General features: G+C 70.6%; 10 protein-coding genes. 4 read left to right on the forward strand and 6 right to left on the reverse strand.

What is annotated here, in order from left to right; genetic code table 11:
- Positions 1 to 3: 3 nt before the first annotated feature.
- Positions 4 to 555 carry a type II toxin-antitoxin system PemK/MazF family toxin gene (locus AB0L91_RS29965; protein ID WP_355278621.1) on the reverse strand — a complete coding sequence of 184 codons (552 nt, stop codon included), beginning with the start codon at positions 553 to 555 and terminating at the stop codon, positions 4 to 6.
- 106 nt (positions 556 to 661) lie between these two features.
- On the opposite strand from AB0L91_RS29965, the gene lepA reads away from it, so the two are divergent.
- Positions 662 to 2,509 carry a translation elongation factor 4 gene (lepA, locus tag AB0L91_RS29970; RefSeq protein ID WP_357348020.1) on the forward strand — a complete coding sequence of 616 codons (1,848 nt, stop codon included), beginning with the start codon at positions 662 to 664 and terminating at the stop codon, positions 2,507 to 2,509.
- Between the two features lie 8 nt (positions 2,510 to 2,517).
- Here the strand turns inward: lepA and AB0L91_RS29975 are convergent, their stop codons facing one another.
- The 3 genes from AB0L91_RS29975 to AB0L91_RS29985 are packed head-to-tail and all read right to left on the reverse strand — an operon-like array spanning position 2,518 to position 4,879.
- Positions 2,518 to 3,783 carry a HAMP domain-containing sensor histidine kinase gene (locus tag AB0L91_RS29975; RefSeq protein WP_365015752.1) on the reverse strand — a complete coding sequence of 422 codons (1,266 nt, stop codon included), beginning with the start codon at positions 3,781 to 3,783 and terminating at the stop codon, positions 2,518 to 2,520.
- The gene (locus AB0L91_RS29980; protein ID WP_365015754.1) at positions 3,780 to 4,472 is read right to left on the reverse strand and encodes a response regulator transcription factor; all 693 of its coding nucleotides are present in this window, start codon (positions 4,470 to 4,472) and stop codon (positions 3,780 to 3,782) included. Before AB0L91_RS29980 ends, AB0L91_RS29975 begins: the two co-directional genes overlap by 4 nt.
- Before the next feature lie 35 nt (positions 4,473 to 4,507).
- Positions 4,508 to 4,879, reverse strand: a complete 372-nt coding sequence (locus AB0L91_RS29985) for a hypothetical protein (RefSeq protein ID WP_365015756.1) — start codon at positions 4,877 to 4,879, stop codon at positions 4,508 to 4,510.
- Between the two features lie 278 nt (positions 4,880 to 5,157).
- On the opposite strand from AB0L91_RS29985, the gene AB0L91_RS29990 reads away from it, so the two are divergent.
- Together AB0L91_RS29990 and AB0L91_RS29995 are read left to right on the forward strand one after the other, a co-directional pair.
- Positions 5,158 to 7,086: a hypothetical protein gene (locus AB0L91_RS29990; RefSeq protein ID WP_365015757.1), complete on the forward strand. Its 1,929-nt coding sequence runs from the start codon at positions 5,158 to 5,160 to the stop codon at positions 7,084 to 7,086.
- Positions 7,087 to 7,146: 60 nt separating this feature from the next.
- Positions 7,147 to 8,949 carry a hypothetical protein gene (locus AB0L91_RS29995; RefSeq protein ID WP_365015759.1) on the forward strand — a complete coding sequence of 601 codons (1,803 nt, stop codon included), beginning with the start codon at positions 7,147 to 7,149 and terminating at the stop codon, positions 8,947 to 8,949.
- Between the two features lie 3 nt (positions 8,950 to 8,952).
- Here AB0L91_RS29995 and AB0L91_RS30000 read toward each other — a convergent pair whose 3' ends face one another.
- Positions 8,953 to 10,920 (reverse strand): glycoside hydrolase family 15 protein, encoded by a 1,968-nt coding sequence (locus tag AB0L91_RS30000; protein WP_357348006.1) that lies wholly within the window; start codon positions 10,918 to 10,920, stop codon positions 8,953 to 8,955.
- A 107-nt stretch (positions 10,921 to 11,027) separates the two neighbouring features.
- On the opposite strand from AB0L91_RS30000, the gene AB0L91_RS30005 reads away from it, so the two are divergent.
- Positions 11,028 to 11,291, forward strand: coding sequence for a hypothetical protein (locus tag AB0L91_RS30005; RefSeq protein WP_365015761.1), 264 nt, complete (start codon positions 11,028 to 11,030; stop codon positions 11,289 to 11,291).
- An 81-nt stretch (positions 11,292 to 11,372) separates the two neighbouring features.
- Here AB0L91_RS30005 and AB0L91_RS30010 read toward each other — a convergent pair whose 3' ends face one another.
- Entirely contained in the window at positions 11,373 to 12,422 is a 1,050-nt protein-coding gene (locus AB0L91_RS30010; RefSeq protein WP_357348002.1) for a M48 family metallopeptidase, read from the reverse strand.
- Positions 12,423 to 12,478 lie beyond the last annotated feature (56 nt).

Genomic DNA, 12,478 nt, shown 5'->3' on the forward strand with positions numbered 1-12,478 from the left:
CGGTCAGCTCCAGCTGTACTCGGCGACGAGCCGGTGCGCGACCAGGTCGAAGGTCTTGCGCTCGACGATCGCGCCCTCGCGCCGGATGCCGTCCTCGGGCACGTCGAGCACCCGGTCCAGCCGCACCCAGCTGGGTCGCCCGTCGTGGTCCCACGGGCCGGAGCCGATGCCGACCCAGTTGCGGTCGTGCGCGCGTTCGGCTTTGGACGACAGCATCAGCCCGAGCAGGGTCTTGCGATCGCGCCCGACGACCAGCACCGGCCGGTCCTTGCCGTTGGTGGGGTCCTCCTCGTAGGGCACCCAGGTCCACACGATCTCGCCCGGGTCGGCGCGCCCGTCGAGCTGCGGGCAGTAGACGATCTGCCGGGCGCGGTGCGCGGTGGGCACCGGCGTCGACGCGGTCGGGCGCACCGCGACCGCGGGCTCCGGCTTGGCCGCCAGTGCCCCCACCAGCTTCTCGAGCAGCCGTGGACCCTGCTTGCGCACGATCTTCGGTCCCTGCTCCTTGGCGATGACGCCGAGTTGCTTACCGAGAGTGTTCCAACTGCTGGCCATCCCTGAAATATAACGGTCGCTCGCGCTTGAAGCGCACCGGTGACAAGGGGGCGATTCGTCGCATGGGACGATAGACGCAGTTCGCCGATACCCCTCGAGGAGTGGAGTGGCTTCCAGTTTTGCCGATACGACGTTCACCGATCCGTCCCGGATCCGGAACTTCTGCATCATCGCGCACATCGACCACGGCAAGTCGACCCTGGCCGATCGGATGCTGCAGCTGACCGGTGTGGTCGAAGAGCGGGCCATGCGCGCTCAGTACCTGGACCGGATGGACATCGAGCGCGAGCGCGGCATCACGATCAAGGCGCAGAACGTCCGGCTGCCGTGGAATGTCGACGGCGAGGACTTCGTCCTGCACATGATCGACACCCCGGGCCACGTCGACTTCACCTACGAGGTGTCGCGCGCGCTCGAGGCCTGTGAGGGCGCGATCCTGCTGGTCGACGCGGCACAGGGGATCGAGGCGCAGACGCTGGCGAACCTGTACCTGGCGATGGAACGCGATCTGGTGATCATCCCGGTGCTCAACAAGATCGACCTGCCCGCCGCCGACCCGGACCGCTACGCCGCCGAGATCGCGCACATCGTCGGCTGTGAGCCCGACGACGTGCTGCGGGTGTCGGGCAAGACCGGCGTCGGCGTCGACGCGCTGCTGAACAAGGTGATCGCCGAGGTCCCGCCGCCGGTCGGCGACGCCGACGCCCCGGCCCGCGCGCTGATCTTCGACTCGGTCTACGACACCTACCGCGGCGTGGTCACCTACGTGCGCGTGGTCGACGGCAAGCTGACCCCGCGTCAGAAGATCAAGATGATGTCCACCGGCGCGCAGCACGAGCTGCTCGAGATCGGCATCGTCTCGCCCGAACCGAAGCCCACCCAGGGCCTCGGCGTCGGCGAGGTGGGATACCTGATCACCGGCGTGAAGGACGTGCGCCAGTCCAAGGTCGGTGACACCGTCACCTCCGCGCGCGACGGTGCCACCTCGGCGCTCGCGGGCTACCAGGAACCGCGCCCGATGGTCTACTCGGGCCTGTACCCGGTCGACGGCTCCGACTACCCGGATCTGCGCGACGCGCTGGACAAGCTGCAGCTCAACGACGCGGCGCTGACCTACGTGCCGGAGACCTCGGTGGCGCTGGGCTTCGGCTTCCGCTGCGGCTTCCTCGGCCTGCTGCACATGGAGATCACCCGCGAGCGGCTGCAGCGCGAGTTCGGCCTCGACCTGATCTCCACCGCGCCCAACGTGATCTACCGGGTCGTCATGGAAGACGGCACCGAGCACATCGTCACCAACCCCTCGTACTGGCCCGAGGGCAAGGTGCGCCAGACCTTCGAGCCGGTGACCAAGTGCACCGTCATCGCGCCGAGCGAGTTCGTCGGCACCATCATGGAGCTGTGCCAGAGCCGCCGCGGCGAGCTGCTCGGCATGGACTACCTGTCGGAGACGCGCGTGGAGATGCGCTACACGCTGCCGATGGCCGAGATCATCTTCGACTTCTTCGACTCGCTCAAGTCGCGCACCCGCGGGTACGCGTCGCTCGATTACGAAGAGGCGGGCGAGCAGTCGTCCGCGCTGGTGAAGGTCGACATCCTGCTCCAGGGCGAGGCGGTCGACGCGTTCAGTGCCATCGTGCACAAGGACGCCGCCCAGGCCTACGGCAACAAGATGACCACCAAGCTGCGCGAACTCATCCCGCGTCAGCAGTTCGAGGTGCCGATCCAGGCCGCGATCGGCTCGAAGATCATCGCGCGCGAGAACATCAGGGCGATCCGCAAGGACGTGCTCGCCAAGTGCTACGGCGGCGACATCAGCCGTAAGCGCAAGCTGCTCGAGAAGCAGAAGGAGGGCAAGAAGCGCATGAAGACCATCGGCCGGGTCGACGTGCCGCAGGAGGCCTTCGTGGCCGCGCTGTCCTCGGACGCGGCGTCGGACAAGCCCAAGGGCAAGTAGTCCCGTTCCTACCCTGGCTCGGCGGTGACGCGCACCAGCAGGCGTGTCCCGCCGAGCGGGCTTTCGGCGAGTTCGGCGGTGCCGCCGTGCAATTCGGCCTGCTGACGGACCAGGGCCAGGCCCAGGCCGGAACCGGGGGAGCCCGGTCGTTTGGCGAAGCGGTCGAAGGCGGTGGGGGACAGGTGTTCCGGGATCCCGGTGCCGTTGTCGTCGACGGTGATCTCGATCCCGTCCGCGCTCGAACGGGCCGCGACCGCGATCTCGGTGGCGTGTCCGTGCAGGACCGCGTTGGTGACGGCGTTGGTGACGATCAGCAGGATCCCGCCGGGCAGGCCGGTCATCGGGACCGGGTCGCACGCGGTCAGCGTGATGTCGACCCCGGGCTGCGCGCGCCGGGCGTTCTGGACCGCGCGATCGAGGGTCTCGCACAGGTCGAATGGTTCGAAGGCGCCCGCGTCGGTGAGCTCGCCGACGGCGAGGCGCTCCAGATCGGTGAGGGTGCGCTCGATCTGGCGTTCGGCGGCCAGCACGTCGGCCAGGACCGCGCCGCGCTGCTCGGCAGGCAGGTCGTCCCCGGCCAGGACCTGGAGATCGGTGCGCATCGCGGTGAGCGGGGTGCGCAGTTCGTGCGCGCAGACCGCGGCGAAATCGCGGGCGCCTGCCAGTGCCTGCCTGGTCTCGCCGTGCGCGGTCTCCAGGCGCGCCAGCATCCGGGTGATGGCGTCGGAGAGTTCCTCGGCCTCCCTGGCGCCGCGGCCGGACAGCGGCGGCAGCTCGTCGAGGGTGTCGATCTCGTGGGTCGCGGTGGCCAGCCTGCGCAGCGGGCGCGCGGCGAAACCGGCCAGCACCCAACCCAATCCGGCCGCCACCAGCACCCCGCCGACCCCGATGCCGAGGCCGATCAGCTGGCTGCGGGTGATCGCGGCGTCGACCAGCTCCCGGTCGGGATCGAGCCGGACCAGCAGGCCGGGCGCGCCCTTGACCTTGGCCAGCGCGGTGTCGGACGGGCTGCCCGGCGCCACCACCGTCGGTGGTTCGGGAGCGTCGGGGAACGGCATCGTCTCGGCCGGAAGCGGGATCGGCAGGGCGGGTACGCCGTCGATGCGCTGCACCACTTGGACATTCATCGTCGAGACCGTCTGATCGAGCTGCCGGGTGCCAGCCACCTTCAGCAGCGCCGCGTAGGTGAGCCCGAGGGTGATCGCCACCAGCGCGGCGACCACGGCCGACACCAGGGCCACCCGGGTCCGCAGGGACCACGACCCGGTCCTCACGGGCGCTCGCGCAGGACGAATCCGACGCCGCGCACCGTGTGCACGACCCGGTCGACGCCGTCGGCCTCGAGCTTGCGCCGCAGATACGAGACGAACACGTCGACCACATTGGTGTCGGTGGCGAAGTCGTACCCCCAGACGGCGGACAGGATCTGCTCGCGCCCGAGCACGATGCCGGCGTTCTCGGCGAGCATGGCCAGCAGCTCGAACTCGCGTTTGGTGAGGTCGACCTGTCGTCCGCCCGCGTGTACCCGGTGCCCGGCCGGATCGATCTCCACCTGCCCCACCCGCACCGTCTTGCCCTGCGGCGCAGCGGTTGCCGCGCTGCGCCGCAGCAGGGCACGCAGCCGGGCGATCAGCTCGCCGAGGTCGAACGGCTTGGTGAGGTAGTCGTCGGCACCGCGTTCGAGGGCCGCGATCCGGTCGCTCACGGCGCTGCGGGCGCTGAGCACACAGATGGGGATGTCGTTGCCCATCGCGCGCAGGGCGGTCACCACGCCGACGCCGTCGAGCTCGGGCATGTTCACATCGAGCACCATGGCGTCGGGGGTGGCGGAACGCACCAGGGCGAGCGCCGCGGCGCCGTCACCGGCCGTGACGACGTCGAAGCCCGAGAGCTCGAGGCCGCGCCGCAGCGACGCCAGCACCCTGAGCTCGTCGTCGACGACCAAGATCTGCTGTCCGGTCATCCGCTCACCCTAGTGCGATCCACTGTTTCCCCTGGTCAGCGTACGTGCGGCGGGCGGACCACGATGACCCCGCCCGGCGCGTCGCCCGGGTCGACGTCCTGGCAGTTCCCTGGTACGTCGACGGCCGGTTCACCCGGCAGCGCGGGCAGGACCGGCAGCGGGCGCGCCGGCTCGCCGTCGAAGCGCTCGATGTGCACGCGCGCGCCTTCCGGCGGCAGGGGCAGGGCGGGCGCGCCCGACGCGTCCGGCGAACAGATGATCAGCGTTCGTTCGGGCCCGATCTCCCTGGTCACGGCGGGATCGGCGGACGCGGCGCCGGCGACACCGGCGATCGTGCCGGTCAGCAGCGCGAGGCCGCCGACCAGGGCGGCGGCACGGGCCCGGCGGCGGGCGGTGAATACGGTCATGGGCGGGACTCCTCCGAACGGGTTTCGCCGATCGGCTCGACCGGCGAAACCGACGCTAAGCAGCCGATCTTCAGGGTCCGTTGAGCAATCGTTAGAGTTCTCTTGGGATCGTGAACCCCCTGATTCCACCGGGTCGCCGAAATCTGTTGCTCGCCATAAGGTGGTACCAACCGTTCTGGACGAAACGACAGTTCGGCCTCCGGTAGTAGTGTTGGATGATCTTCACTTCGCCTCGTTCGTGGTGGGGGGCCGACAGTGATGCGAGTGTTGGAGCATTGATGACGCGTGATCTGCCTTTCGATGACGATGCTGCGCGCGCGGAGGGGACCGACACGGCCTACCGGGTCGCCAACGGTGTCGCGCGGGTAGCGCGCGCCGGCGCGTACGTCACCGGTGGTGCCCTGGTCGCCGCGAACGGCACCGGCCCCGACACGACGCCGGGCACCAGCAACGCCGACAGCCGGGTCGCCGGGTGGTCCTCGCAGTACCACTCCGACCCGAGCCCGGACGCGCCGAGCCCGGTCGTGACCTTCCCCGATCTGTCGGACGTGCCCGCGCCGCATCAGGCGCCGCACGCGCCGTTCGCCCCGCACGCGCCCGCTCCGGCCGACGTCACCATGGTCGCGCGCGCCACCGAATCCGAGTGGCGCCCACAGATTCCCGGCGCCGACGACGAGCGGGAGCTGCGGATCCCCGGCTCCGACAGCAGTCACTCCACCGGCTACGGCATCCCGGGCTACGCGCAGACGCCCGCCGGGCCCGGCCTCGGTCTCGGCGGCGCCGACACCGACAACCCGTTCGGCCTCCCGGAGACGCCCGCCTTCGGCCTGCCCGGTCAGGGGATCGGCCTCCCCGGGTTCGACGGCCTGCCCGGCCACGGCCTCGGCATTCCCGGCTACGACGGGATCGGCCTGCCCGGTTCGCCCGGCGGTCTGCCCGGTGCGAGCACGCCCGGTGCGGGCCAGCCCGGCGACGGGCTGTTCGACGGCATCGGTGACATGTTCGACGGCTTCGGCGCGATGGTGAACACCGAATGGCAGATCGACGCGCACGCGGGCCTGGACGGTGTGTGGTTCACCTCCCAGATGAAGGTCACCGCCCAGGTCGGCCAGGTCGGGGACCAGCTCGACGACTACGGCAAGTGGCTCGGCGACGGCATCAAGGTGCCCGGCGACACGACCGCCGGTGGCACCGGCGGCAGCCTGACCTCGCCGACCGGGCCGAGCCTGCCGGGATCCTCGTCCTCCGGTGTCGGCCTGCCCGGCACCACCGGGCCCGCGGCCGCCGCTCCGGCACCCGCGCCCGCGCCTGCCGCGCCACTCGCGCAGACCCCCGCCCCGGCTCCCGTGGCGCCCGCGCCGATCGCGCCCGCCCCGGCGCCGGTCGCGCCCGCCGCGCCCGCGCCGGTGGCCACCAATCCGGTGGTCAGCACGCCGCTGCAGACGACCATCCAGCCCGACGCCGCGTCGACGCCGATCGCCAACGTCTTCGGTGGGGCGGGCGCCGCCACCTCGCCGCTGACCGCGCCCGCCGCCGCGGTGCCCGCGCTGTTCGCGCCGACCACGCCGACCAAGCCGGTGGTCGTGCCGGACGTCACCGGCGGCCACACCCCGACCACCGTCCCGGTGACCGTGCCGTCCAAGCAGCCGACCGTCGACATCGACACCCCCACCACGGTGAAGCTGCCGGATCTGCCCAAGCCGACCGCGCAGCTGCCGGAGCCCACCAAGGCGCCGGTCACCGTGCCGCCGACCGGCGCGACCGGCCCCACCAAGCCGACGGTTCCGGACGATGACGTCGTCATCACCAAGCCGGGCACCACGGGCGGCGCCACGGTGCCCTCGACCGCACCCAGCACCCCGACCGTCGACGTGCCCGACCCGACCGGGTCGCACCCGACCGCGACCGTGCCCACCCAGCAGCCGACCGCGCCGACCCACCAGCCGACGATGCCGACCAAGCAGCCGACCGTCGACATCGATCCGCCGACCGTGGTCACCCCGCCGCCGGTGGTCACCGTGCAGCCGACCCAGGTTCCGGTGAAACCGCCGGTCATCGACACCAAGCCGATCGCCGCCGACATCAGCTACACCGATGACGGCTACCATGGCGTGTCGGCCGGACTGTTCGACTCCGGGGTGGGCGGCGCAGATCACCTGGCCGCCGCGTTTCCCGTCGAGCATCATGGGTATGACTTCGTCGTCTGACACGACGACGTCTGCTCCCAGCGTCTCGGACGGACTCATGCAACGAGAGTGAGGAACAGGTTGTCAGCCGCTGCCGGACTGCAGGCCGCGACGGTGAAGCATCCGGATGTGATGGCTCCGGTCGTTTCCCTGGTCGACGAACTGCGGGAACTGGTCCGCACGGGCGGTCGTGACGACCTCGACGCCAGACTCGGCATGGTGCGCGCCAGGCTCAGCGATCCCCGGGTGCGCCTGGTCGTGGTCGGTGAACCACAGGCGGGCATGAGCACGCTGGTCAACAGCATGGTCGGCACGCCGGTCAGCGCCACCGACGGCAAGCCGAGCGTTCCGGTGATCGTCGAGTACGGGCCCAACCCCGCCGCGACACTGGTGAAGTCGGCGCAGCGCGGTCGTGTCGAACGCGTGTCGGTCGACCCGCTCAACCCCGGACCCGCGCTGACCGCCCTCGGCGTGCTGCGCGCCGAATTCGCCGAGCCGAGCCCGCTGCTGGCCGACGGCCTGGTGATGATGGACGCGCCCGGCGCCGCCGCCCACGAGAGCGCGGCCTGGTCGATGATCGCCGCCGCCGACGTGGTCCTCTACGCCGCCGACGCCGCCGCCGAGCTGACCGAGGCGCAGCTGGACTACCTGCGCCGCGTCGAGCAGGTGTGCTCGTCGGTGGTCTGCGTGCTCACCAAGATCGACCGCAACCCGCACTGGTCGCTGACCCAGCGCCGCAACCGCGCGCTGCTCGACGGGGCGGGCCTGAACTTCGCGGTCGCGCCCGTCTCGGCGGTGATGCACCGGCAGGCACAGGAGAACGGCGACCAGCAGCGCGACATCGAGTCGGGCGTGCCGCAACTCATCGATCACCTACACGATTACGTTGTCGCCCAGGCCGATTCGGTCGCGGTCGCGGCGGCCGTGCGCGATATCGCGCTGGTCACCGATCAACTCACCCTCACCCTGCGCGCCGAGGCCGCCGCGCTGCGCGACCCGCGCAGCCGGGCCGAGATCACCCAGCGGCTGGCGGCCGCCAGGACCGCGGCCGATCAGCTGCGTCAGCGCACCGCGACCTGGCAGGTCACCCTCGTCGACGGTAGCTCCGAGCTGAGCGCCGATATCGAACACGATCTGCGGCATCGACTACGCACCCTCGTGCGCGAGGCCGAGGCGGAGATCTCGCGCACCGATCCGGCCCGCAAATGGACCGAATTCGCGACCGAGCTGGACGCGCGGATCTGCGAGGCCGTCGAGGAGAACTTCGTGATGGCGCACTACCGCGCCGTCGAGCTCGCCGAGCAGGTCGCCGCGAAGTTCCCGCCGGACAACCGCACCCCGCCGCTGCCCGAGCTGCGCCTGACCAATCCGGGCGACGTGCTCGAGCCGGTGCAGTCGCTGGAGACGCTGGAGAGCGCGAAATCCAGTGTCGGACAGCAGGCGCTGTCGGCCCTGCGCGGCTCCTACGGCGGCATCCTGATGGTCGGTCTGGCCACCAGCCTGCTCGGGATGTCGCTGGTCAACTGGTACTCCGCGGGTGCGGGCGTGCTGCTCGGCGTGAACGCGCTGTGGGACGACCGCCGCAATCGCAAGCAGCGCAGGCAGGCCGAGGCCAAGGTCGCCGTCGCCCGGCTCGCCGACGACGTGATCTTCCAGGTGGGCAAGGAATCCCGCAACCGCCTGCGCACGCTGCAGCGGGTGCTGCGCGACCACTACACCGAGATCGCCGCCGAGGTGGGCCGCACCGCCGACGAGGCGCTGCGCGCGGCCGAGGAGACCGGCCTGCGCTACGGCGACCATCGCGAGCTGCGGATCACCGAGATCGACGCGGGCCTGCGCACCGTGGCCGGCCTGCGCGAACGCGCCGACCGGCTCGCGTACTGACGGCTAGGACCGGTGCGACGGCGTGTGCGCCGGCTGGAACTGGCCCGCGTTGCGCGAATCCTCGGCCCGGATGACGTGGGTGACCGCGTTGATCAGCGCCAGGTGGGTGAACGCCTGTGGGAAGTTGCCCAGGTGCCGCCCGGTGCGTGAGTCGATCTCTTCGGCGTAGAGGCGCAGCGGAGAGGCCAGCCCGAGCAGCCGCTCGCACAGGTGGGTGGCCCGTTCCAGCTCGCCGATCTCCACCAGCGCCGAGACCAGCCAGAACGAGCAGATGGTGAAGGTGCCCTCCTCGCCGTCGAGCCCGTCGTCGGTGGTGTCGGTGCGGTAGCGCAGCACCAGGCCGTTGACGGTGAGCCGGGTCGCGATCGACAGCACGGTCGCGCGCACGCGATGGTCGTCGGGCGGCAGGAAGCGGGTCAGCACCACCAGCAGCAGCGAGGCGTCGAGGGTGTCGCCGCCGTAGGTCTGGGTGAACACGCCCTCGTGGTTCACGCCGTGCTCGAGCACGTCCGCCTTGATCTGCTCGGCGATGTCGAACCATTCGGCCGCGCGGGCGTGCTGGCCGTGCAGCTGGGCCAGCCGGGCGCCGCGGTCGAGCGCCACCCAGCACATCACCTTCGAGGAGGTGAAGTGCTGCGGTTCGCCGCGCACCTCCCAGATCCCGCGATCGGGTTTGCGCCAGTTGGCGATGGCCGCGTGCACGGTGCGTTCCAGCAGCGGCCACAGCGATTCCGGCACCTGCCCGCGCGATTTCACGTGCAGGTACACCGCGTCGAGCATGGTGCCCCAGATGTCGTGCTGGTCCTGGTCGTAGGCGGCGTTGCCGATGCGGACCGGTCTGGCGCCGTCGTAGCCGGACAGATCGGGCAGCTCGTACTCGGTGATGCGGCGCTCGCCGCCGATGCCGTAGAGCACCTGCAGCGGGAGCGCGTCGCCGTTGTCACCGGTGGTGACGTCGTTGAGAAAGGCGAAGAAGTCGTTGGCCTCCCGGTCCAGGCCCAGGGTGTACAGACCCCACAGGGCGAAGCTGGCGTCGCGCACCCAGGTGTAGCGGTAGTCCCAGTTGCGTTGTCCACCAGGGGTTTCCGGGAGGGAGGTGGTGGCGGCGGCAAGCAGGGCGCCGGTCGGCGCGTAGGTGAGGCCCTTCAGAGTCAGGGCGCTGCGCTGTAGGTAGCCGCGCCACGGATGGTCGGGGAAATCGCCGAGGGTGATCCAGCGCCGCCAGCATTCGGCGGTCGCCCACATCTTCTGCGCGGCCTCGGCGAAGGTGGCGGGCGCGGGCAGCTCCGACCAGGTGAGCGCGACGAACACCTCGTCGCCCTCGGACATCCGGGTGCGGGCGCGGGCCTCCCTGCCCTCGAGCCCGAGGCGCAGATCGGTGGTGAGCACCAGCGCGGGCCCGGCATCGGGATCGAGGAAGGGCCGGGCCGTCGCCTGTTCGTAGACCTTGCCGGTGTACTCCCACTTCGCGCCGCCCTGGTGGTAGTCGAACGAGGGCTGGCAGCTCATCTCCAGCTCGACCGTGCCGCTCACGCACTTGACCGTGCGCAGCAGGATGTGTTCGGCGTCCCAGTCCATCGGGGTGCGGCGATGGGTCTTGGACCGCTGGATGTTGTTGTGCCACGGCCCGAGCACCAGCGCGTCGCGCACGATCAGCCAGCCGGTCTCGGTCTGCCAGGTGGTCTCCAGGATCATTCCGCCCGGCAGGTAGCGCCGCTCCGCCGGCACGTTCTTGCCGTACGGGCCGATCCGGAAGTGCCCGGCGCTGCGGTCGAGCATGGCGCCGAAGACGCTGGGGGAGTCGGGACGCGGCACGCACAACCACTCGACCGATCCGCTGTTGGCGATCAGACAGCTGGTCTCGCAATCGGACAGGAACGCGTAGTCGTCGATCGGCGGGAAGGCGCCGCGGCTGCCGCTGGAGGAGACCGGGCTCAGAATCGGCAGGCTGTCAGCACTGGGAGACTCCATACCCCATCATCAGGGCCCGGCACCGCGCTCGTCCACCGCTCGGTGCCGACGTGCCGCTCACAGCGACGGAATTCGCCCGTTCACGGTGACCGTCTAGGCTGGTCGGCGTGCAAAACATCGCGGGTTGGTGGGACGGTTTCGAACTCTGGGTAGCCGGGCTGCCCTTCATCCCCCAGTTCCTGGTCGTGCTGATCGGCATGGTGCCGATCAGCTTCGCCATCGCCTTCGTGCTCGACCGCGCCCTGCGCGCGATCTTCCGCCTGCTCGGCCGTGGTGACCGCAGCGAGCCGCCGACGCCGGTCGCCGCGACGGCGGTGCCGGTCACCGCCGCCGCGCCGGTTCGCCCGACCGTCGGCAGCGGTGCCCGCTGATGCCTCGTTCTCGCGTTCAGCTCGCGCTGGTTGCCCTGCTCGTGCTCGTCGTCATCGCGTGGTTCTTCACCCGCTGACGCGCTAGTTCCGGCGCCAGTCGTCGAAGCGCTTGCCCAGATCGGACACGGTCCGGCCGACCTCCTGACCGACGGTGCTCACCGCGGCCCCGACATCGCGGCCCAGGTCGCGCACCGTGCGCACCAGCAGGTCGTCGGACTGGTCGAAGGACTCCCGGTAGCTGCGGGCGGCCTCCTTCACCTCGTCGCTGATCCTGGCGTTGCGGTCGTGCGCGCGCCGCGGATAGGTGCCGCCGAGCACCCGGTCGTAGTCGCCGGACTGGATCCAGCGGCGCAGCTCGGCCGCGCGCAGCACCGAGAACGGGTGCGAGCGCAGCTCCAGGTTCAGCAGCTTGAGCACGCCGTCGCGCAGGTCGCCCGAGCGCAGGTAGTCGTCGGCCTGGTCGAGGAACGCGCCGTGGTTCATCTCCGTCAGCCAGGTGCCGCCCGCGGTCTTCATGTGCACCCGCACCGACGCCTCCACGTCCTGGCAGCACAGCAGCCCGGCGCGGTCGCCGGACAGCTCCGACTTGCGGCTCCACTCCATCAGCGCGGCCACGATCGCCCGCAGTGCCCAGCCACCGCCCGGCATCCAGCCGATCGAAGCGGACAGCCGCAGCAGGTGCATGAGCATCGTGCGGTACACCGCGTGCCCGGACAGCGCGTGCCCGAGCTCGTGCCCGATGACGAAGCGCAGCTCCTCGGTGTCCATCAGGTCGAGCAGGCCGGTGGTCAGCACGATGAACGGCCGGTCCATCCCGATCGTGAAGGCGTTCACCGTCGGGTCCTGCAGGACGTACATCTCCGGCGTCGACTCGGCGTCGAGCACGCCGACACAATCCGCCCGCAACTGGTGCAGGGTGCGGAACTGACGGTCGTCGACCCGGACGGCCGTCGCGAGGTACAGCAGCCGGTGCTGGCGCTCGCGCAGCAGGCTCGACAGTGCCTTCAGCACGGTGTCGAACCCGCTCAGGGCACGGAGCGCGACCAGGGCGGTCCGGTCGGCCGGATGCTCCCACGTGCGGGTACTGATCTCCGGGAAACGCACACGCACGCGGTCTGGAGCCATAGTCATAGGATCAAATCCCCCCTCGAAGTAGAACTCTCGTCGATTCGAATCATCATGTCGCA

Source organism: Nocardia sp. NPDC051833 (genome assembly GCF_040681225.1).
GTDB lineage: Bacteria > Actinomycetota > Actinomycetes > Mycobacteriales > Mycobacteriaceae > Nocardia.

Excerpts from the sequence above, each read along its gene's own strand:
- AB0L91_RS29990 (WP_365015757.1), top strand. The coding sequence starts at position 5,158 with ATGACGCGTGATCTGCCTTTCGATGACGATGCTGCGCGCGCGGAGGGG.
- AB0L91_RS30010 (WP_357348002.1), bottom strand. The coding sequence starts at position 12,422 with ATGACTATGGCTCCAGACCGCGTGCGTGTGCGTTTCCCGGAGATCAGT.
- AB0L91_RS29980 (WP_365015754.1), bottom strand. The coding sequence starts at position 4,472 with ATGACCGGACAGCAGATCTTGGTCGTCGACGACGAGCTCAGGGTGCTG.
- AB0L91_RS29985 (WP_365015756.1), bottom strand. The coding sequence starts at position 4,879 with ATGACCGTATTCACCGCCCGCCGCCGGGCCCGTGCCGCCGCCCTGGTC.
- AB0L91_RS30000 (WP_357348006.1), bottom strand. The coding sequence starts at position 10,920 with ATGGAGTCTCCCAGTGCTGACAGCCTGCCGATTCTGAGCCCGGTCTCC.
- AB0L91_RS29965 (WP_355278621.1), bottom strand. The coding sequence starts at position 555 with ATGGCCAGCAGTTGGAACACTCTCGGTAAGCAACTCGGCGTCATCGCC.